This window comes from bacterium (assembly GCA_040757115.1).
GTDB lineage: Bacteria > UBA9089 > CG2-30-40-21 > CG2-30-40-21 > SBAY01 > JBFLXS01.
The window spans coordinates 1-23,317 of the sequence record JBFLYA010000041.1 but is presented as its reverse complement, the minus strand read 5'-3'; the positions used below and the strand labels follow the sequence as shown (position 1 = coordinate 23,317).

Genomic DNA, 23,317 nt, shown 5'->3' with positions numbered 1-23,317 from the left:
TTTCTTTAGCTGGTTCCCCACCCATAGCTTGTAACACTGTACCTCCCCCAATCACCATACTTAAAACCACTAAAAACCCTAATACTTTTTTTACTTTAAACATCTTTCAAACACCTCCTAAAATTTTCAACTTTGTTTTTTTAACTATACTACATTTTTTAACATTTGTCAAATTCAATTTCTCATTTTTCCCCTCATTCCTTATTTACACCTTTATTTGATGAATCAAATTATCATCTGGTATTAATTCCTCACCTGAGGTAACTACAAATGAGGTTGATTTTTCGCTATTTGCAGGTAATTCTAAGGTAGAAGCAGGATATTGAGTGATAGAAAGGCATTTTGATGCCCTAATCAGTTTCATCTCAATATTAGCCGTAAAAGACTTATTCTTTGCCTTGTTAGTGATAGTGATGTAATGAGTATGGGATTCATGTGGCTCTGTAAAATCCTGCCAGGCAGGATGGATAGATACAAAGATAGGTGGCACAATCTCAAAACTCCAGCGATAAGGAGACCCTTTCAAGTCATGTCCTGGTGTATTGGCATTATCCTTTGCTTCAATTGAGCAAGAATACTCACCGTAATCTAAATTATTCACTGCTGATGCTTGATGAAAGGTTCCTTGAGGAGTATTCAATACAATAGTTGAATTATCAATCCCGGAGGCATAGCTGTTAACTGGTGGGTCAAAAAGCGTAGCAGAGATATTGACTGTCCAGGGTGTCTCCTCAGCAATAATCACCTCACCATTTGCTGGGGTAGTAGCAGTTACCTCCGGCTCCTCGGTGTCAATTAAAAAGGAATGGTAGCCTGATATTGGTACTTCAATAGTTTCAATAATATCTTCTTTACAATCAGCACTGGCTATCTTTACCTGCATTTGTGTTTTCTCCTCAAAATAAAGCCTTGCGCTGCCGTCAGTCCCTTTGGAAATATTCAAGATTACAGAGAAGTTCTTACCCGAGCCGGCTAAAGATATTGGATGTGGAGAAGAAAAAGCACCGTTACCTTTAATAAATAGTGTTGGTGCTGAAGATAAAGATTCGGATAAGGTAATAGAGATAGATATTGCCCCTTCTCTGACAGGAGATTCCCTTAAGATAGAGATATTGGCAGTGATAGGGTAAGCATCAAATTCTTCTTGTAATATCTCCTTCTTGACACCTACATCTTTGAATAAATTTGTATGATGGACAGATGGAATATTTAAGGTACTCAATGCGATAGTTTCTAATAATTGTTGATGTAATTCTACCCCTTTAGCAGAATCAAAAGATACTACTCCATCACCATTATCTATCCTATCTTCAGCCAGATTAATGTATTTGACTTTAGGAACTTCAGGATTTAGTGCCTTTTGCCAGAAATAGGTCATAAAGTTATTCGAAGTGCGTAATTGTTCCATTCCCACAGTATCAGCATCCGGCGGGTCATGGCCAAATATATTAGCAATCTCATCAACCAAGTTAGCCAACCAAGGTAGACTATACGCCACATTTGCCCCAAAACTCCCCTTATTTGGTGCGCCCAGCATGATGATTTGATTGATGTCGTTGCCATAGCGGGGGATGTTGGAGATGGTCTTAGTTTTTTTAAATCTTTCTTCTCTTTTAACTCCAGCAGGATAATATGTATACTCCATTGTAGATTGGTATTGATTTCCATACATCATAGTATAAAGTTCAGCAACCAGTCCACCTCTTGAGTAAGCGACTATATCCACCTTATCACTCCCTGTTCGTCTCTTTACTTCATCAATTGCCTGCTTAAGTAATTTCACATCTTCTTGAATCAATCCCTGTCCACGATTCAAAAACTCTTTACCTACATCCGCCATAGTAAATACATCTATCCCCGCATTTTTCAATGTGGTTACTAAACATCCATCCTTCATATCTTGTGAAGTGCTATTAATTCCTGGAAGAATAAGCACTGGGTACTTTGCAAAAGCAATGCTTGACCACAATAAGTTAAGAATCAAACATAAGGCTACCTTTTTTGCTAACATAATTATCACCTCCAAAAAGTTAAACTAAAATTCAAATTCACTATCTGGAATACCAATGTTTAGTTGAATGTCAGAAAGTGTGATTTCCTCTGTTGATTCTGTAATTTTTATAAATTTTGTTGGTACCCAAATATTACTAATCAATTTAAAATCTTTAATTTCACACCATGGAGTATCCTTTTCTCCAGTTTTTGCATCAAAATCAACAATTTTTGTCATTACTCCTTTTTCATAATCAATATAAATCTCTAATCCAACTCTTGGCAAAGGATAATTATAATCATCCTCAGGATTACTTTTTTTCGGCACAGCCTCAATGACCCAGATATTTTCTTCTGGGTGGTTGATGACTTTGGTATCGAATTTAGTTATTATTTCATCCAGCCGCCAGTAGAAATCAAACCTACCCGGGTCTAATAAATAATACCAATAAAGTGGTTTAGAATCAATTTCCCATTTCCCCCATCTTAGGTGAAGGGTATACTTGGTATTATTTTTCACAATAGTTCTTCTCTTCTCATTAGGAGGAACCATTTTAAGCTTATCTGGTGCTTTAAAGTACCACTTCATGTTAACGGTATACAAACCTGGCAATGGTGGGCTAGGTGTACATTCTGCTTTTGCTGCCACATCCGCCTTCAAGTCTTGAATCTTCTGGTAATTCTCCTTGACCTTATCCAGTAATGCCTGGACAGTCGGCGTGCCGATTTGTTTTGGTTTAAGTTGTAGATTTTTCTTTTTAACCACTTTTTCTTGCTTCGTCTTTTGCTCCTTAGCTTTTAGCCATGGCCACTGCCATTCTATACCCTGGGCTATAGTGCTACTGCATAGCAAAACACATATCACCGCAATGCTACACATTATGGTCTTAATCCCTGTCCCTCTTGAATTTTCCTTTAAACCTTTTAGATTACACATTGTTTTTTTTACCTCCTCAAATAGATTTCCCTTCTTTCTCTTTGCGTCTTTGCGTGAGAGTCTCTTTTTTTTTCACGCCAAGGCGCAAAGGCCGCAAAGAAAGTATACACCTGTTTATCTTTAAATGCAAGTGATTTTTTCTTTAAAATCTGTGTTCATCTGCGTTCATCTGCGTCCAAAAAGCAATTGTTGAAGTAATTCCACCCCACAGGCAGAATCAAAAGTAACTACACCATCACCCTATTTAAACAATGGTGGGCAAATCCTATCCTCAGCTAAATTAATATAAGTAATCGTTGGTAGGTCTGAATTTAATTTATTCTTCCAGAAATATTCCATAAAGGCACTACCTTCTTCCTGCAATTGCTCTACACCTACTGTATATTGATCAGGTGCATCCTTAGCAATCCCAAGTTTTCTAAGTTGGTCAGAAAGAACAGGATTATCATGCCCAAAATCCGACCAAAAACTCCCCATCTGCGGTGTCCCCATCATAATGATTTGATTGACATCATTGCCGTAGCGGGGGATGTTGGTGATGGTCTTCTTCTTTAATAGCCGAGGATCCTCAGGTGGATGATATGTATATTCCATTGTAGGTTGATACTGATTACCATACATCATCGTATAAAGTTCAGCTACAATACCACCTCTTGAATGGGCTACTATATCAACTTTAGTTGCTCCTGTTCGCCTCTTAACTTCATCTATTGCTTGTTTAAGCAATTTTACATCTTCCTGTATTAATCCTTGTCCTCTATTAGGAAAATCACCACCTACATCTGCTAAGGTAAACACCTGTAGTCCTGCATTTTGTAATGTCTTTACCATACATCCATCTTTAAAACTCTGTGAATCTCCATTGAGTCCATGAACTATCAACACAGGATTTTTAGCAAAAGCAGGACTTAACCAAAATAAACTACTTACCAAACATAAGGCTATAACTCTTTTAAACATAATTATTTTACCTCCTTAAAACTTTCTACTTTCTACTCTCTACTTTCTACTCCTGCTAAAACTCAAACTCGCTATCTGGAATACCAGTATTTAACTGTATATTGCTAAGTGTTATTTCTTCTTTTACCTCTTTATCTCCAAAAGATGTCCTAATAAATTTTGTTGGTATCCAAATATTATTAATTAATGTAAAATCTTGGGATTCTCTTCGGGAAGAAAGCAAACCAAGAGTAATACCGTGTACATCAATTTTAGTAATCACGCCTTTATCATAATTAACAAAAACTTCCAATCTACCATCTGAATATGGATAATTATAATCATCCTCATGATTACTATCTTTCGGCACCGCCTCAATCACCCAGACATCAGGTTGAGGATTATCAATCACCTTCGTATCAAACTTAGTCATTATCTCATCCAACCGCCAGTAGAAATATAGATTATCAGGCTCTAAAAGAGAATACCAAGGTTCTCTAGTACTTGGAACATTTGAGCCATGATAAGCTCTAACATACTGAGTTAATCCCTTCCAAACAGTATCTCTATCATGGTCTTTTGGGTCTTCATATTTAATTTTATCAGGTGCTTTAAAGTAATATTTTCCTGCCTTAGTAATCTTATCTGTAAGTATTGGGTACCCCCATCCTCCTACTTTTTCTACTGTAACTACCATCTCTGCCTTCAAATCTTGAATCTTCTGGTAATTCTCCTTGACTTTATCCACCAATGCCTGAACAGTCGGCGTGCCGATTTGTTTTGCTCTAAGTGGTAGATTTTTCTTTTTAACCACCTTTTCCTGCTTAGTCTTTTGCTCCTTACTTTTTAACCATGGCCACTGCCATTCTATACCCTGGGCTATAGTGCTACTGCCCAGCAAGATACACATCACCCCAATGCTACACATTATCTTCTTAATCCTTGTTCCTCTTGAATTTTCCTTTAAACTTCTTTTACCCATTTTAAATCTACCTCCTCATTAGTTTAATTAGTTTAATTTTTTAGTAATCGGATTAGACGGATATAACGGATTTTTGTAACCGTTCAGGGCTATACATTAGAAGTGTAAACAAGGAGAAATGGGGAAAAGGGAGAATTGGCTCAAACTTTTTCTTGCTCCACCCTTCGGACATCAATCCTGGAGTCTGCGAAATTTACCAGTAACCCTAATTTCTTTATCCACTGCTCTAATGTATGATCTAACCTGATTATAATACTTCCCACTTCTCTCCTCAACAGTTTTAATCTCTACCACAATCTCATCTTCAACAAAAAGATCCCACCTGTGCGATTAGACTAATTCATCGCAGAGACGCAAAGGAAAAATAAATGTAAAATGTAAAATAGGAAATGAAAAATGGGAAATTTTACTACTTCGCCAGACTCATTACCTTTCAGTTATACATTTTCATTTTACATTTCTCATTTTACATTATCCATTTTACATTTAACCGCACAGGTCGAAAAGATCAAGTCTATGAATCCCAACCTCAACACCTTGATAGAATATCTTGACTTCTTTTTCTGATTCAAAGATAATGTTCTGTCTTGCAAACTCAACCCTCAAGGCATTGTGATAGATGCTCTCCAGAAAACCAGGTCCTAATGTGGTGTTGAGTAAGTTTTGCACGGCGTATCATCAGATCCCATAACCTGTAAACGGATAATTGGTAACTGGTTAAATAGTTTCGTCCTGAGATCAGCCAAACGGTATTTAATTACCAGTTACCAATCACCAGTTACCAGAATCGAATTCCGTGCGTTATTTGTTCAACACGACACTAACTTTTGATGGACATTAATACAGGCATTAATAATCCTATCAGTTAACTCTTCTTTTCTCCACTTCTCCATCTTCTCCCTTTCTCCTTATTTTTATCCTACCTGAACCCTTCCCCGTCCCGTAATTTCCCTTTCTTTGCGTCCTTTGCGAAATCTTCCTTTGCGCTCTTTGCGGTTAAATCTTTATATCTTTAAAAAACTTGAACATCGAGTATTATTTTTTCTGTCAGAAATGATGTTTATCTACCTTTGCCAAAAATTCCCTGGCATAAATATCATCTGGCTTAATCTTTAATAAATGATTAAATGCCTTTTTTGCCTCATCAATTTTTCCTTGCTGGGCATAGATATTACCTAAAGTTCTACAGATATTTACATTTTCTGGAATAAGGTGAAGAATTATGATACATTCTTTAGCCGCCTCATCCAGATTATTTTCTTTAAGATGAAATTCAACTAATCTTTCTCTAATCCTGCTCGTTCGCCCCCCAGATTCTCTGGTTAATATCTCCTTAATATCAGATTTAATATCACCTTTACCAATATTGGCATAGAGACGCATCAAGTTCTCAATAGACATAGAATAATCAGGCTTTAACCAGAATGCCTGTTTAAATTCTTTAATTGCCTCGTCATATTTTCCGAGTCTTTGATAGCCTAAAGCAAGGGTATTATGTGGGTCAGGGTTATAGGGGTCTATCTCTATTGCCCTTTTGAAATACTTCACCGCCTCATTTAATTCCTTGCCTTCCAGATAGTATCCTGCCCCTAAAATAGAATTCCCCACACCATCCTCAGGATTAAATTTGACTAACTTTTTAGATTGCTCAATAGTCTTTTTAATCCATGTCTCTTCACCTGTAGTCTGTGCCCGATTAAGGTAAATAGAACACACCTCCCGATGGTACTGTGTTTCATAAGGGTTATATTTTAGTGCCCGCTCAAACCGGTATTGAGTTTCTTTCTCATATTGAGGCATAGTTTGAAGTAAAGTTCCTTGTTCATAATTAAAATCAGCAATACAGGGTCGGACGACTAATAAAATCCACAGCCCAATTCCTATTCCTGATGTGGTCAGAAGAATAAACCATCGAAATTCTTTGATTAGAGGAGATAACACGAAAGACTTCTGCTTTGCACTAAATACCATACCTAAAGCCATAATTATCCAGAAAAGATAAGAAGATGAGATACCTGTTGGGCTAAATTGATTTTGAATAAGATAAGAAAACCAGCTGGCTAATAATCCCGTAATAAAGAATTTTTCTATCCCCTTATAAGACCAATAGTTTTTTAAAGAAATAACTAAGAAACTAATCAGCACCCAGAGATAGATAATTAATCCAATTGTTCCTCTGGAAACCCACACATCTAATAGTTCATTATGGGCACTGGCTGCGGTGGCATAAGCCCCTTCTGCTATTGCAGATTCTATGGGTTTATACCGGGAATGAACAAGTCCGATGGTATCTAATCCGACACCTAAAACAGGATGCTCACGAATGATGTTTAATGCCCCTTGCCAGAGGTAGATTCGAGGGGTTCGATAAGCGATAGAGGTTGCGGTAAAAGTGCCAACTTCAAAAGGTGAAGCAACCTTTGGCGCTGGGGGTTTAAGCATACTTGTGAACCTGCCAATTATGGCAATCTCTGGATTTATATTGGAAAACACTAAATAACCAACAAACATCACTCCTAATATTCCAACTTGTTTCTTCTTGATAATTATTCTCTTAGCTAATAAAATTCCTATTACTCCAATTCCACCCAGCATACCAAGAAAAGGCGCCCGACTACCAGAAAAAACCAACCCATACAAAATTATACCAATACATATTCCATATATCCACCACGGTATTTCTACGATGGGTTTGTATTGTTGGGCAGGTTTTAAAATCATTTTTTTCTTTTTCTTTGATGATGGAATCTGCTTAGTTTTTCGCCTGGTAATAATCTCTTTGGAGAGAAATAAACATACCGCTATTCCTAAAACCATAACGATATGATTCCCGAAACCAATTGGATTGCCCAGACTTGATGAGACTCGACCGCCCATAAATAATTCCCATTTTACCGGGTCAAGACCATAATGTTGAATAATACCATAACCTGCCACCAATACCCCACTAAGAATAATAACATCCATCATCCAGGGCATTAATTCTTTATTTATAAAATTAACCACGCCATAGAATAAAAAGATGTAGGTAATGACTATGAGTAATCCTTCATGATGACTATAAAAACCAATCAGGCTAATGATGGGATGAATAGAGAAAATAGTCGCCAGGATACTTACTAACAAGAAGGCAAATATTGGAATATCAAGTGGAGTTCTGACAAAGTTAAATTCTCTTGTCCAAACAATTTTGGTTATCCAGGTAATGGCTATAATTAACGAGAGTGTCCACATAAAGGCTATTTTTTGTAAATCAAGGCTATTAACATTCAAGCCAAAAAATAACGGTATCCCAAATACTATGAGCATTAGACAACCAACAATAAATTTATCACAATTAGTAGCAAATTTAGAAACCTGTTTCATCATTTAACTCCTTGACTATAAAAACGGTGAAATTTGGTGGTGTCTTAATCTAGCATAAAGGTTGAAATAGTGTAAGAAAAGGAGATATGGGGATTATGGAGATAAGGAGATAAATTCATTCTAAAATTTTGGAAATTACAATGAATAATCTCCATATCTCCCTTTATCTCCTTATCCCCTTTTTTACACCAAATCTGCATAGATTTCACTATTAGCGTTATTTTCAGACACCACCTGAAATTTAGTGTCCTTTAATCATTGCCAGCATTTGCAGAGCATAATTTTCCCCTGGCGCAACATTTAAGACTGCCTCAAATTCAGACCTTGCTTCTTTAAATCTCTGTTGATTAATATAAATCGTGCCTAAGTTATTACGGGCAAAGATATTTTTTGCATCTAACGAGATTGCCTTTTTAAACTGGGTTTCTGCCTCTTTATATCTTTTTTGGTCAAAGTAAATCTTACCCAGTTTGGCATAAGGGTCTGGATTTTGCGGATTATATTCAATCGCCTTTTTCAATAAGTCTATTGCCTTATTTGTCTGAGCTTTCACCTGGTATAGTTCACCTAAAATTCGGAGATAATTAGGGTCATCGGGGAAAAGTTGGGAGGCTTGCTCCATTTCTTTTATCGCTTCATCATATCTTTCCTGACGAACATAAATTGCGGCGATATTATTGTATGGGTCAGCAAATAGAGGTTTACATTTAAGTGCCTTTTTAGAAGCCTCAATTGATTTCTCGGCGTAAGTTGGGTCTCCCCGAACATATTTCTCTCCATAAACCGCACTTAAAAGATTGTAATAATATGCGTGAAGAGGATTACATCTGACTGCCTCTTCCCCTTTAGCTATAAGTTTATCTAACCAGACTATATCTTGAGTTTGTTTAAATTTCATATCATAGGCATTTAAAACCTCACCATAATAAAATTCTTCCAACGGATTATATCCTAATGCACGGTCATAACTGGCAATCGCCTGGTCAATATTACCCTGTGAAATCATCGCCAACCCATTTTTATAATAAATATCCGCAATATATGGTCGTAACGATAATGAGATGAGATAATAAATTAATATCAATAAAGGGAAACAAATGATAATACGGGGAAGAATGTGCAGTTTAAAGGGCTTTGTGAATTGAGGTTTGGGTATGGCTATTGGTATTGCCATTCCTAATAATAACCAGAATAAGGAAGAAGTCGCGATAATTCCAAAACCAACCTCATTCTGAACAAGATAAGAAAGCACAGCCGATAAGACCCCGACTAATAAAATCCTGTTTTCTTCTTTAATTGAGGAATAGGTTTTATATACAACTACAAATAGTAAAATTATAATCCAGAAGTAAGCGGCTAAACCTAATAACCCACGAGTTATAGCCATATCTAACACTTCCATATGAGCCTTATCAATCAGGCAATTTCTTCCTCCTTCGGTGCGAATAAATTCAATCTTCTCACATTGAGTTGAAGCCATCCTTAAAGCATCCGGACCTACTCCTAACAAAGGATATTTTTTTATAATCTCCAATCCTGTCTGCCAGATATAGAATCTTGTTTCAGCCGTTGAGGTAAATTTTAGAGTTGGGATTGCCTTGCCTTCTTCTTTTTCTACGGCAATGGTTGAGGTAAATTTTTGAACTAAACCTGACTGCCCTTTGATAAAAAATAAGATTGTTGCCAGACACATCACGCTTAAAATCACTATCGTCCTCATCTTATTTTTAAGAAATTGTTTTGCCAATAGGATTCCAAACAAAAGTATGCCGGCACCAAGTCCCAGTGCTCCTCCTCGATGTGCAAGTAAAGAAAAGCATTTATAAATTAAGAGGAGACTGACTAAAGAAATCCCTAAAAAGATGATTTTCATTACTTGACTTTTGGGAATTTGGGATTTTGGATTTCCAATCTTTTTTGAAGATACAAGGAAAAATAAAGTTAAAGGGAGAAAAAAGACTATGGCTAAATAGCCCCCTAAGAAATTAGGATTGCCCATTGTCGAGATTATCCCTGACTCCCATCTGGTTAAATCAATTCCATAAGATTGCAATATCCCACAACCAGCCACTAAAACCCCAGCAAAACTAATAACAGCAACAGTTCTTTTAAGATATTTGCGTTGTCTTAAGAAATTAACCGCAATATAGTAGATAAATATGTAATTAATGGTGCTAATTAATCCATCGTATCTTTTATATTCGCCGACCAAACTCATTATTGGATGAATCCCGGTTATTGTGGCGGCTATGCTTATAATTAAAAAGGCAAGAATTGGCAGGTCAAGTGGTGTTTTTATGAATTGATATTCTTGAGCGAAAAAGGTGAGTTTTAATAACCAAAGTCCAATAATAACAAGGGTTAATATCCGCATGGCGGTTACTTTGGCTAAATCAAAACTGGTTATGTGTGGGTCAAAGATAAGTGGAATGATTAAAATCATTAAAAACACAATCCAGATTATTGCTTTATCACAATATTCGCTACCTATCTTTAAGAAATTTGAGAGATTCATTGTGTTTTTAGTATAACATACTTTTGTATACAAAGTCAATACAATAATTATCTGGGGTGTGATTTAGACACTGGACATCAGACACAAGACTATAGACTCTATTTATGCAGGAAATTAGCGACATTTGGGAAACCATCCTCAAAACTTCACTCCCTGAATTTTTGGTGGTGTCTTAATCTAGCATAAAGGTTAAAATAGTGTATAGGGTTCTGCAAAATAGGATTTGAGGGAGACAACAAATAAATATTAAATATCAGATATTAAATATCAAATATAAATATCAAAATGCAAAATTACAAATCAAATTTCAAAAAGGACTTCAAGTATTTGTAACCGTTCACCGCAAGATGCCACAGAGACGCAGAGAAAAAATTAAAATCTATTCACCAGAGACAGAAATTTCCTTTTTTTGTGCATTTCGGGTCTTTCGTTGTTTATTAATCTTTTAATACTTACTTTCACCTAACTGTTTTTAAACTTTTTTAAACACCGAAAAACACGAAAAAAAAGATATTTTCCTTTCTGTTTCTCTGCGTCTCTGCGGTGAATTACTATCTGAACAGTTACAAGTATTTTAACGCTGAAAGGAAAGAGATAATTTTACTGAACTTTGGCAAAGATAGTTTATAGTTGATAGTAGATAGGTTATAGTTGAAGGACTATAAACCATAAACTATAAACCATAAACTATAAACGAGTTTTGCATTTTGCTCTTTTGGATGAAATCCCTTTTGGACACCAAATCTGCATAGATTTCACTATTAGAGTTATTTTCAGACACCACCGATATTTTCAGGAGAAGTTTCACGCCAAGCACGCAAAGAACGCAAAGGAAAATAAGGGTAAAAATTACCTTTGCGTCCTTTGCGTGAAAAAACTATTTTCAGGTCACGAATTTTCAGTGTTTCATCCGTGTTTATCTGTGGCTGAATAGTTACAAAGGTAATTCAAAAAAATGGCTAAGAAGAAAAAGAAGGGTAAAAAAAATAATGAGACTAAAAATATTAAAAGAGGGATTTCTTTTGAGTTAGTTAAATTGGTTAAAAAGGAATATGTTCTGGTAGGTGGTATTCTCTTAGTAGGTATTCTTCTACGACTGGTATATATTTTTCAATTAAAGAATAATGACCCGTACTTTTTTGCCCCACACGCAGGTGATGATACATATATGTATGTTACTGCGGCTAAAGAAATACTTGAGGGAACTTTCCCGAAAACACCTTTTGGTTATAATCCTTTGTATTACTATTTCCTGTCCTTATGCTATCTTATCTCTGGTTATAACTTAATCTTCCCAAGGGTAATTCAATTCATCCTTGGAGTTATTACCTGTCTTTTGACTTATCTTATTGGCAAGCAACTTTTTAATAAACCTATTGGTATGATCGGGGCATTACTTTGTGCTGTATGTGGCACATTGATATTTTATGAAGGGGTGCTTTTATCTACTGCTTTAACTACATTTTTTAGTTGTGCATCTTTATTTTTCTTTCTCAGAGGTAAGGAAGAAGGGATAACAAAAAATCTTGTTTTGGGAGCAGTATGTTTAGGATTAGCTACTCTTTCCCAGCCTAATGTAATTATCTTTCTTCCATTTATCTTGATATGGATGCTTATTACCTACAAAATACCTAAGAAAGAGGTCATCACTAAATATGCGATTGTATTATTAGCCTTTTTTATTACTATCTCACCTGTTACTATTAGGAATTGTATTTATGGTGGGAAATTTATTTTACTTACCACGGCTGGCGGATTTCAATTTTGGATAGGTAATAATGAGCATGCAAACGCTTCATTTGACCTGTGTCAACCTTATTTAAATAACCTGCAGGAAAGGATGAAAAAAGAGGGAAAAGAGCTTTATGTAGCAGATGTTTTAGATTTTGTAAAAAGAGAGCCTGTAAAGTTCATAAAATTACAACTTAAAAAGTTTTTATTATTGGTAAGTAAATGGGGAGTTCCACATCAAACACATTATGAACAAGGTAAAATATATTCTTCTTTATTAAGACTACCTATAATAATTAGTTTCGATATTTTTTTCATATTAGGACTTACAGGTATATTTTTTTCTTTAAAATCCTGGAAGAAATCTTTATTGCTTTATGGTTTTATATTTGCTTATAGTTTTTCTGTCATTTTATTTGTAGTTATAGAAAGATATCGCCCACCGGTATTACCTATCATGGCAATTTTTACTGGATTTCTATTGTATTTTTGGTATGAAAAGTTTCGTCTAAAATATTATAAACCTATCCTTCTTTCCTTAATTCTATTATTTCTATGTTCTGTTCTTACATATGCAGAGCGTATTTATGGATTATGTGTTTGTTTTACTAATCCCAATGGAGTATATACTGAAAAAGAAGAATGTTTAATCATTAAAGATTGTGGTAATTTAGGTTACGAAAGTTGGCGGGAAGGTAATGTAATTACTTTAGAAGGTAATTCTATGATGATAAAAAAAGAACTGATTATTAATAGGGATATTTCATCAGCAGAAGATATTAATTTTGTCATGACTTATATGGTTGAAAGAAATATCGGGGGATTTATAATAAATATTAATGGGATATCTTCTCCTCCCATATCATGTGCTAATTTTTATCAATTTGGAACAATTAACAGCTTCAAAATTAAAATCGCTTCTTATATTTTAAAAAAGGGACTAAATATAATTACATTAAAAATGATTAATGGGGCAATTCTCTCTCTTCCTATCGACACCTTTCATATTTATGGTCGGTCCTATTTTTCCGAGAATAACGGTAAAGATTGGGTGAAGATTAAAGGTGAGTATCAAATGGGATTAGAAATAAAGACAAAGGAAAAAATAATTTAAAATTTTTTGTTGACAAAATAAGAAAATTATAGTAATCTTTAGTAAGCAGATTTAGCGGATAAAGCGGATAAAATGATATTTTCAATTCGCATAATGCTGTCAGATAAATAATCCGCTTAATCCGCTTACAAAAAATAAAAAAAAAGGAGTAAAGAAAAATGATGAAAAAAGTTTTAGGATTAATAGGAGTTGGTATTTATTTAGCATGTGCTACACAAGTTTTAGCTCTTGACCTTGAATGGAAAACTAAGGCACCGATGCCGACAGGACGATATGGTTTAGGAGCAGGCGCTCTTAATGGCAAAATATATGCTATTGGGGGACTTGGAGTTTCAAATATAAATGTAGTCGAGGAATTTGACCCAGGTATCGGACCAAACGGCACATGGACGACTAAGGCACCGATGCCGACAGGACGATGGATTTTAGCTGCCGTGACACTTAATGGTAAGATTTATGCGATTGGGGGATATGAAGGTGCAAATGTCGTTGAGGAATTTGACCCAGGTGTCGGTCCAAATGGCACCTGGACGACTAAGGCACCTATGCCTACGGGACGATCATCTTTAGCAGCCGCTGCACTTAATGGTAAGATTTATGCGATTGGAGGAAGTGGAGCTCTAAATGTAGTTGAGGAATTTGACCCAACAGTTGCTCCTAATGGCATCTGGACGACTAAGGCACCGATGCCGACAGGACGAGAGGCTTTAGCCGCCGCGACACTTAATGGTAAGATTTATGCTATTGGGGGAGAAGAAGGAGAAGAAGGTAAGAAATTAAATGTAGTAGAGGAATTTGACCCGAGTGTCGGTCCAAATGGCACCTGGTCGACTAAAGCACCTATGCCTACTGCACGGAATGGGTTAGCAGCAGCAGTACTTAATGGTAAGATATATGCTATGTAATTTTAAAATGAAACATTTATGCTAACAAATCAGCACAAAGAAGAAAGCAAAAGAATTATTTAACCAAGGGATGTTTAAGTTGATCTCTAAAGGAAGGGTCCTATAATATGTAGTAAAATGGGTAAGAAAAAGTTAAAAAAACAGACTTCAGATGATAGAAGGCAGAAAAAGAGGGAGTGGAAGGTTCAGTTTAGAATACCAAAGTTTCTCATTTCAAAAGATGAACCAATTGTTCCAAGGGCATTTACTTCAATAGATTATGGTGGTGGGATATTGGTATTTTTTATCTCCTGGGCGGTATACTTGCATACCTTAACCCCTACTATTGGTTTACATGATTCTGGAGAGATGGTAACTGCGGCTTTTGTTTTAGGTATCCCCCATCCTCCGGGTTATCCATTTTATTGCTTACTTGGAAAACTATGGATAACTACTTTACCCATTGGAAATATTGCTTATCGTATGAATCTTGCTTCTGCCTTATGTGCTTCGCTGGCGTGTATGATGGTCTACTTTATTACATTAAAAGTGGGAAGAAATTTGAGTGATGAAGTGAGAAAGACATGGAGAGAGGAAAAAACTCATAATATTCAATTACTTATTCACTCCTTCACTTCCTCACTTCCTCATTTAATTCCTGCTACTCTATCTGCACTTATGCTTGCCTTTGCTACCACTTTTTGGATTCAGGCTGTAGTTGCTGAAAAATATACCCTTAATATCCTCTTTGCCACTATTTTAATCTTTATTCTGATTAAATGGCAAGAGGTTGTTAAAAGGGAAAATAATCTACTCCAAAATTTCTCTCTTCCCCCTTCTCCCCGGCTACTTTATTTATTTTCTTTCATTGCAGGTGTTGCTTTTACTCACCACTTTCAGACTATCTATCTTGTGCCAGCTACTATCTACTTAATCTTAATTATTAGTTGGCAGGCGTGGATAAGTAGGTATTCAACAAGTAAAGTAAAAAAAACTGAAAACTTACCCTCAAAAAGAAAGTTTATTCATAAGAATATCTTTTATTGGAAATCTATTCTTCGGAAATTATTAATTCTAAAGCCAATTTCAATAATGCTACTATTATTCATCTTACCGTTATTCCTTTACTTATACCTTCCTCTTCGAGCTGCTATGAACCCATCAATTAATTGGGATGATCCAGATACATTAGAAAGGTTTATTGACCATATTAGTGCCAGGGATTATAGAGATTATATGAAATCTCCCTCTATAAGGGAACAAATAGAAAAACTTAAATTTTATATAAGTAAATTCTTCACTCATCAGTTTACTCCTTATCTTACTTGGCTTGGACCTATTGGAGCAATAACTTTGTTTATAATAAATAGAAATCTCTTTATCTTTTTGTTACTAATAATTCTAATGAACATACTTTCTGCTACATGTTATTCAATTTATAATATTGAAGATTATTATATTTTGACTTTTGCTCTCTTTGCTATATTTAATGGCTGTGGAATTATAGGAATAGTTAGATTGATTACTCTAACTACTTTTAAAATTAATCCTATCCCTCACTCCTTATTCTTTAAAATAGATTATTTCATTCCATTTACATTCTTAGCTCTTTTAATTTTCCCTTTTACTACAAATTATCAATATGCTAATCGGCATCAATACTACTTTGCTTATGATTATGGAAACAATATGATATCCCAATTAGAAGAAAACACGGTAGCTTTTATTCAAGGAGATATAACTAGTTTCCCACTTTTCTATCTCCAATTTGTTGAGGAATGTAAACCCAATATACTATTCATTGATGTTACTTTCTTACATTATGATTGGTATATTAATCAGATGAAGGAAAAACATTCTGAATTAAAATTTGAACTTTTAAAAGAAAGGATTATGGAATTAAAATCAAGGATTAAAAATAAAAACTTAAAAAAACTGATAATGGATGAGATAGTTAAAAATAATTTTAAAAAAGTCCCATTCTATATTTTGTTTGAGGAGGATTTTATTCAACAATATGCAAAAGATTATCACTTAATTCCACGTGGTCTTTTGTGGAAGATTGTAGAGAATGAAAAAGACAAAAATATATTATCTGATAATCTTATAAAAAATAAGTTAAGAGTTAAAATAAGAGGCACAAAGGATGAGATTATTGATGATGGGATAACTTTTGACATTAATAGAACTATAAAATTATTTAATAATTATGCCAAGATATATTCCAATGAAGGAGTTTTATGGTATAAAAAAGGTAATGTGAAACAATCTATTAAGAATTTTGAAAAATCTATTAATCTAAATCCTTCAGATGTACTTGGATATTTAAATCTTGGAGAGGTATATCTTTCATTACACCAATATCAGAAAGCGATTATTTGTTATAAAAAACTAATTAAATTAGCCCCAAATGATAGCACTGGGTATGCAAAATTAGGCTGCGTTTATCTTTTTAATATGGAATATGGCAAAGCAATTGAGGAATTTAAAAAGGCCATAAAATTAGCACCTAATAATGTGGATAATTATTATAAATTAGCTGAGTCATATTATAAAAAGGGAGAGATAAAAAATACTGCTATGATATTTAATAAGATTTTAGAAATAGATCCTAATCGAGATAATATTCGTCAAGCGTTATTATCTTTAGAAAGTGGTAGGAATATTACATGGAAGTAAAAAGGGACTAAAAAGAGACCTCTCGGTATTGATCCATTTCCAAGGAGAGCGTTGCAAATGACTTTTAGTTATGATGCGGGTTGGGGAGAATTTTAGGTGATAAAAGATGCCAAAGTGATAAAAAAGAGGTAATCTACTTAGTTGACATCAAGAGGAGGAGGTGTTATAGAGTTGTAACTTCAAAAAAATAATTAAAGTTTAACACGGAGAGAAAAAACTACGAAACACGCAAAAGACGCGAAAATGGGAAAAGAACAGATAGTTTTCAAGAATGAAAGATTTGTCAATCAGACTCTTTCGTGTGTTTCGCGTATTTCGTAGTTCAAAATGTCAAGAGAAACAAAAAGATGGCAAAAAATGAGATAAAGCAATGCCTGGGACCATAGATATAGCTTTAAGTCCTACGCAACGCTCCCCTTCCAAGTTTTAAAAAAATCAAAAAATTTTCCTTGACAAATTTTGACAATTGTGATATATTAACCTAATCAAGTAATTTAACCATCCTTGGTTGAACAATTAGGGGATACACTCTTTAGCCCTCTCAAGAGAGGACTAATTAAAAAGCAGGAGGATGAATAAAATGAAAAAAGTTTTAGGATTAATCGGGATTGGGTTTTATTTAGGATTGGGGACACAGTCATTCGCACTTGACTTAGAATGGAAAACTAAAGCACCGATGCCTACGGGACGATGTAGTTTAGGAGCCTCTACACTTAATGGTAAGATTTATGCTATTGGGGGAGATGGCGGTGAAAATGTAGTCGCGGAATTTGATCCAACTGTTGGTCCTACTGGTACATGGACTCAGAAAACAAATATGCCAACTGCACGAACAAGGTTAGTAACAGTAGCACTTAATGGAAAGATATACGCCATTGGGGGATTTTGGGGTAACTATCTAAATTCAGTAGGGAATACAGTTGAGGAATTTGATCCAACCATAGGCCCTAATGGCATCTGGACGACTAAAGCATCTATGCCTACTGCGCGATCTTGGTTAGCAGCAGCTGCACTTAATGGTAAGATTTATGTTATTGGGGGAGACAATTTTGCTAGTAAACTAAATGTAGTTGAGGAATTTGATCCGAGTGTCGGTCCTAATGGCACCTGGACAACTAAAGCACCGATGCCTACGGCACGATGGGAATTAGCAGCCGTTACACTTAATGGTAAGATTTATGCTATTGGGGGATATGGAGGTGAAAATGTAGTTGAGGAATTTGACCCGAGTGTCGGTCCTAATGGCACATGGACGACTAAGGCACCTATGCCTACGGGACGATCATCTTTAGCAGCCGTTACACTTAATGGTAAGATTTATGCTATTGGGGGAAATGTAGTTGAGGAATTTGACCCGAGTGTCGGTCCTAATGGCACCTGGACAACTAAAGCACCGATGCCTACGGCACGATGGGAATTAGCAGCCGTTACACTTAATGGTAAGATATATGCTATTGGGGGGTATGATAATTATACAGGGGATATTCTAAATGTCGTTGAGGAGGCGACTTTAGGGGCGCCGGTGGAGACGAATATCATCAATGGCAGTGATACCGGCACCTTAAATGTAGCCGATGCTAAGGGTGATGCTATATTGATATACTCTGGTATGGGTGGGACAAAGACCGTTACCTGCATGGCTACTACCACGACTATCCTGCAGGGCTATGGGATTGGCTACTTAGAGTTACCAAAAGACCAATCGGTTATGCCTACCGCTACGGTTTATTATAACTACGAACTCAGTAACTCAAGTAATGGCACGGATACAATTACTATTTCTGCAACTACGCTTGAAGGAGCGACCTGGTCTGTTGCTTTAATCGATGATACCAATCAGGATGGCTTCCATCAGGATGACGAAAATACCACATTGCCAAGCCCAATTACCTTGAGGCAAAATGAAAGTCGTAAATTTTTCCTTAAAGTAGATGTTTCAATTGCAGGTAGCACAACGATTAGGGTAAAGGCAGAATCTTCACACCCGGATGCTTGGGGTGACCCGGATGTCCGGTTGGATGATACCCTGACCTTTGCCAGAGGCTATGGCGTCCAATTAACCAGCCCGGCAGACTTATCCGGTAGCCCATCTACGACTATTTATTACCCATATCGCCTGACTAATAGTGGCAATGCCACAGATACCATCACTTTATCTGCCAGTAATGTGGCAGGTGGAGTGTGGACTTTAACGACGATAATGGATGATAATCAGAATGGACTCCATCAAGCCACAGAAACGACGCAGATTGGGAGTATTACCTTAGCCGCCGGAGAAAGTAATTACTTCTTCTTAAAGGTAGATATACCCTTAGTAGATATAGGTGCTACCTCAACTAATAAGGTGATTGCCTCCTGTTCTGGGACGGATACTGTGCCCTGGGGTGACCTGGAAACAATAGAAGATATAACTATAACCACCTGCTCTGCGCCCGTGCCTTATCTCACCTTAGAAAAATGTGTTTCACCAGCAGATGCTCAACTACCCGGTGCTACTTTGACCTATACCTTGAAGTATAGGAATGTGAGTAATGCCGAGGCGATTAATGTCCAGATACAGGATGTCATTCCTGCCTGGGCAACTTATGTCGCTAATAGTGGGACAGGGACAGTTGGAGCTGGTGGTGGAGATAGTATCTCAGTATCCTATGATGATGCGACTAAGGTTATCACCTTTACAATCAATGGTTCTGTCCAGCCATCAGGTTCTGGAGAATGTAGGTTTGAGGTAGTGATAAAGTAGAAGACCGCAGACTTTTTTTAGGACGCAGATTTACAGGATTTTTAGGATTTTAAAGAAGAAATCACTAAAGCACTAAAAACATTAAGAAACACTGAGGAAATAACAAAAATTAATTTTAATCCTGTTCATCTGCAAAGAAAAATCTTGCGTCCTATTTTCCATCTTTAGAAGAAAGGGAAAAGAAGAATGGGACGAATAACTGAGAAGATAATAATAAGGAATTATGGGGATGTAGTTAAGGCAAGTGAAAATATAATCCCAGGCAGTCAGATTCGCACCATAGAGATTGAGGCGATTGTAGATACAGGTGCAACTTATGTCTCTATTAATAAAGTAGATATTGAAAGGTTAGGCTTGCAATTTCATAATATCATCCCTATCAAAACAGCTAATGGACCAGCAAATCGTAAGATATTTAAAGGTGCTGAAATTGAATTAAAAGACCGCAGTTTTGTTATGGAAGTGATGGAAAATGATGATACTACACCACCATTGATTGGCTATTTATTTTTAGAAGCCATTGATTTTGTCGTTGACCCCAGAACTCAAAGTGTTATCCCTAACCCAGGTCATGAAGGTAAATGGATGGCGGATATGTATAAGCAGGAATAGAGGTTATTGAATTGTGAATGACAAATATGGTGAATACAGGTTTAATAAAATGGATTTTTTTGTTATTGGTTTTGTTTCAGTCCCTTCCAGTTTCTGCTACTCTTACTACCGCAGGAACTATTATCAGAAATGGCGGAGATAACGGTAGTTCTACCTATCAAAATGGAATTTCTCAACCCGGGGATGTTATCTTAAGGTATAAGAATACCTGGGGAACAGAAACAGTTACCACATGTAACATCGTCTCTACCTTAGTCTGGCAAGGCTATGGCATATCTGCATTTGATAAATTACCCGACCAGCTCTTAGGCGGTTCAAGAACTATTTACTATTCCTACACCCTGACTAATACCGGTAATGGAACGGATACAATTACCCTTTCCATAGACAATAAAAGCCTACCTCAAGGCTGGCAAGTAAAGTTAATTGAGGATACCAATCAGGATGGAATTCATCAGGCAACTGAAACTACAAGTATTGGCTCTGTGACATTACTTGCTGGGCAATCAAAATACTTTTTCCTGCAGGTTGTAGTGCCTGATGGAGGTAATGAAGGCGAGAGAACGACTACTCAAATTACTGCCTCTTCTTCTGACATAGACACCTGGGGTATGCCTGATACGCGGATGGCTACGGTGACCACGGGATTTGATATTACCCCACCTAAAATACTCCATACGCCAATGACTAAAATTGGTATGTTAGGAAACAAGGTCGTTATTAATGGGACGATTACGGATGGAACTATTGTAGATAAGGCATTATTATATTATGGCACGCAAACGCCTGAAATTTGTGGCACGATGGCTGCTGAGCCAAATTCTATCTATTCTTATTCTATCCCAGGGGATGTAGTTGGGACTACAGGAATTACATATCAAATCTACTCAACCGATGGACTAAATGCTACGCTAACTCAAAGGTATAAAATAGAGGTCTGCTTGACTACTGAAGGGACAATTACCAATCAAGGCGGAACTATCACTATCATAGATGGCAATCCTGAAGATGGGGAGACAAAGATTATCATTCCTGAAAATGAGATGGCACCTGAAGGAGGCACTGTTTCTATAACTCAAAAACCGGTAGAAGAAGCTCCTGAAACCACAGGAAATTTTCTGATAAAAGGTGATAAACCAGCGGCATTCTATGAATTTAACTCACCCAGGGAAGAATTTAATAATAAAGTTACCATCACTATGCTTTATTTAGATGTAGATAATGATGGTTACGAAGATATTACCGGTGAAGATGAGCGAACATTGAAGGTCTTCTATTGGAATGATAGTAAAAAGGAATGGGAATTAATGGGTGGGGTAATCGACCCGATTAAAAATACCATTACCATTGAAGTTTATCATCTATCTGAATTTGCCATTTTCCCGTCTAAGAAACCAGCGACTAAAAGATTATCTAAGGTATTTGTTTATCCTAATCCATGCTATCCATGCCGCCATGGTTACCAACTTACATTTGCAGAATTAACTACGAATGTAACGATTAAAATATTTAGTATAACTGGTGAGTTAGTTAGAACATTAGAAAAGAATGATATTGGACAGGAAAAGAGTTGGGATTTAAGAAATGATGCCTATGAAAATGTCGCCAGTGGAATTTATATATATTTGATTGTTGATAATGATACGGGGGAAAAAGTTACGGGTAAGTTGGGAGTAATTAAGTAATTTGGTCTTTAGTATTTTCGTTTAGGGTTCTGCAAAATAGGATTTGGGGGAGACAACAAATAAATATCAAATATTAAATATCAAATATCAAATATAAATATCAAAATGCAAAATTACAAATCAAATTTCAAAAAGGACGGGACGGTTCCTTTTATCGTTTTTCCTATGATTTCTTTCGAATGTCACTTGTAAGCGTTCACAGAAAGTTGAAATTGGAAATTAGAAATTGGGCTTTTACTTCCTTCCCTAATTTCTAATTTCGAATTTCCAATTTTAACTTCATTTTCTAACCGCAAGCTTTCAAACAAAAGTGAACCGTCCCAAAAGGACTTCTATTTTAACGCTGAAAGGAAAGAGATAATTTTACATTTTGATATGTAATTTTTATATTTGCTTTTTGCATTTTGATCTTTGGAGGAAATTGATAAGAATAGAGGTTTTAAATACCCGCTTAAAAACTACAGTTTCCTGGTTTTGCAGAACTCTAATTTTCGTTAGGAGATGAGAATTATGAATAGGATGAAACCATTATTGGGTTTGATGGTAGTAGTAATTATGGTATCAAGTGCTCATGCAGCCTGGATTAGTTATACAAGTAACAATAGTAAAATTGTCACAGAGCAACAGGCTATTACTCAAAAGCCTCAAATCTCTCATAAATCTCCTCATCCACTGGAATCGCCACAGGTAGAATTAGTTAAATTGGTAGATAAGACTGAGATTTTACCTGAGGGAACGATTACCTATACCATTATTGCCACTAATTTCGGGACAAGTTCTATTACAGATATTAGCTTTATTGATGCTGTCCCCTCTTATACTACCTTTGGCGAGGCAGGTGGTTCAGGAACGATTACTTACTGTCATGATGGTGGTGGAACTAACTTTGATAATGATAATGTTCAACCAGTAAGTCATGTAAAATGGAGCATACCTGAAATTTCTCCTTCAGGTACTGCAACTTTTATTTTAAAAGTAAAGGTTAAATAAAAACTTGCGGGTAATAAAAATAATGTAACCGTTCAGGCTATATATCAAAAGTGTAAGAAAGGGGATAAGGAGATAAGAGTGATATGGAGATAAGATAATAGAAATAGATTGAAATTTATAGAAATAGGTAGAAATTGATTGTGGAAAA

General features: G+C 35.9%; 16 protein-coding genes. 7 read left to right on the top strand and 9 right to left on the bottom strand.

Going from position 1 to position 23,317, the window contains the following annotated elements; translation table 11 throughout:
* Positions 1-205 precede the first annotated feature (205 nt).
* The 9 genes from AB1422_05365 to AB1422_05325 form a co-directional block, all read right to left on the bottom strand.
* Positions 206-2,011, bottom strand: coding sequence for a hypothetical protein (locus AB1422_05365; protein MEW6618763.1), 1,806 nt, complete (start codon positions 2,009-2,011; stop codon positions 206-208).
* A 24-nt stretch (positions 2,012-2,035) separates the two neighbouring features.
* Complete coding sequence (locus tag AB1422_05360; protein MEW6618762.1) at positions 2,036-2,929, bottom strand: hypothetical protein; 894 nt, start codon at positions 2,927-2,929, stop codon at positions 2,036-2,038.
* A gap of 240 nt (positions 2,930-3,169) precedes the next feature.
* Entirely contained in the window at positions 3,170-3,889 is a 720-nt protein-coding gene (locus AB1422_05355; protein MEW6618761.1) for a hypothetical protein, read from the bottom strand.
* A 55-nt stretch (positions 3,890-3,944) separates the two neighbouring features.
* Positions 3,945-4,850: a hypothetical protein gene (locus AB1422_05350; GenBank protein ID MEW6618760.1), complete on the bottom strand. Its 906-nt coding sequence runs from the start codon at positions 4,848-4,850 to the stop codon at positions 3,945-3,947.
* A gap of 140 nt (positions 4,851-4,990) precedes the next feature.
* Positions 4,991-5,113: a hypothetical protein gene (locus AB1422_05345; protein ID MEW6618759.1), complete on the bottom strand. Its 123-nt coding sequence runs from the start codon at positions 5,111-5,113 to the stop codon at positions 4,991-4,993.
* Between the two features lie 223 nt (positions 5,114-5,336).
* The gene (locus AB1422_05340) at positions 5,337-5,519 is read right to left on the bottom strand and encodes a GxxExxY protein (GenBank protein ID MEW6618758.1); all 183 of its coding nucleotides are present in this window, start codon (positions 5,517-5,519) and stop codon (positions 5,337-5,339) included.
* 378 nt (positions 5,520-5,897) lie between these two features.
* Positions 5,898-8,219, bottom strand: coding sequence for an O-antigen ligase family protein (locus tag AB1422_05335; GenBank protein MEW6618757.1), 2,322 nt, complete (start codon positions 8,217-8,219; stop codon positions 5,898-5,900).
* 41 nt (positions 8,220-8,260) lie between these two features.
* Positions 8,261-8,416, bottom strand: a complete 156-nt coding sequence (locus AB1422_05330; GenBank protein ID MEW6618756.1) for a hypothetical protein — start codon at positions 8,414-8,416, stop codon at positions 8,261-8,263.
* A 41-nt stretch (positions 8,417-8,457) separates the two neighbouring features.
* Positions 8,458-10,731 carry a tetratricopeptide repeat protein gene (locus AB1422_05325; protein MEW6618755.1) on the bottom strand — a complete coding sequence of 758 codons (2,274 nt, stop codon included), beginning with the start codon at positions 10,729-10,731 and terminating at the stop codon, positions 8,458-8,460.
* A 955-nt stretch (positions 10,732-11,686) separates the two neighbouring features.
* Between AB1422_05325 and AB1422_05320 the strand changes: the two genes are divergently transcribed.
* From AB1422_05320 to AB1422_05290, 7 genes are all read left to right on the top strand, one after another.
* Positions 11,687-13,576, top strand: coding sequence for a glycosyltransferase family 39 protein (locus tag AB1422_05320; protein MEW6618754.1), 1,890 nt, complete (start codon positions 11,687-11,689; stop codon positions 13,574-13,576).
* Positions 13,577-13,734: 158 nt separating this feature from the next.
* On the top strand, positions 13,735-14,481 hold the full coding sequence (locus tag AB1422_05315) for a hypothetical protein (GenBank protein MEW6618753.1): 747 nt from the start codon (positions 13,735-13,737) through the stop codon (positions 14,479-14,481).
* A gap of 117 nt (positions 14,482-14,598) precedes the next feature.
* Positions 14,599-17,139, top strand: coding sequence for a DUF2723 domain-containing protein (locus AB1422_05310; GenBank protein MEW6618752.1), 2,541 nt, complete (start codon positions 14,599-14,601; stop codon positions 17,137-17,139).
* A gap of 580 nt (positions 17,140-17,719) precedes the next feature.
* Positions 17,720-19,882: a hypothetical protein gene (locus AB1422_05305; GenBank protein ID MEW6618751.1), complete on the top strand. Its 2,163-nt coding sequence runs from the start codon at positions 17,720-17,722 to the stop codon at positions 19,880-19,882.
* 186 nt (positions 19,883-20,068) lie between these two features.
* Positions 20,069-20,494 carry a retropepsin-like aspartic protease gene (locus tag AB1422_05300; protein MEW6618750.1) on the top strand — a complete coding sequence of 142 codons (426 nt, stop codon included), beginning with the start codon at positions 20,069-20,071 and terminating at the stop codon, positions 20,492-20,494.
* A 59-nt stretch (positions 20,495-20,553) separates the two neighbouring features.
* On the top strand, positions 20,554-22,179 hold the full coding sequence (locus AB1422_05295) for a T9SS type A sorting domain-containing protein (protein MEW6618749.1): 1,626 nt from the start codon (positions 20,554-20,556) through the stop codon (positions 22,177-22,179).
* Between the two features lie 510 nt (positions 22,180-22,689).
* Complete coding sequence (locus AB1422_05290) at positions 22,690-23,169, top strand: hypothetical protein (protein ID MEW6618748.1); 480 nt, start codon at positions 22,690-22,692, stop codon at positions 23,167-23,169.
* Positions 23,170-23,317 lie beyond the last annotated feature (148 nt).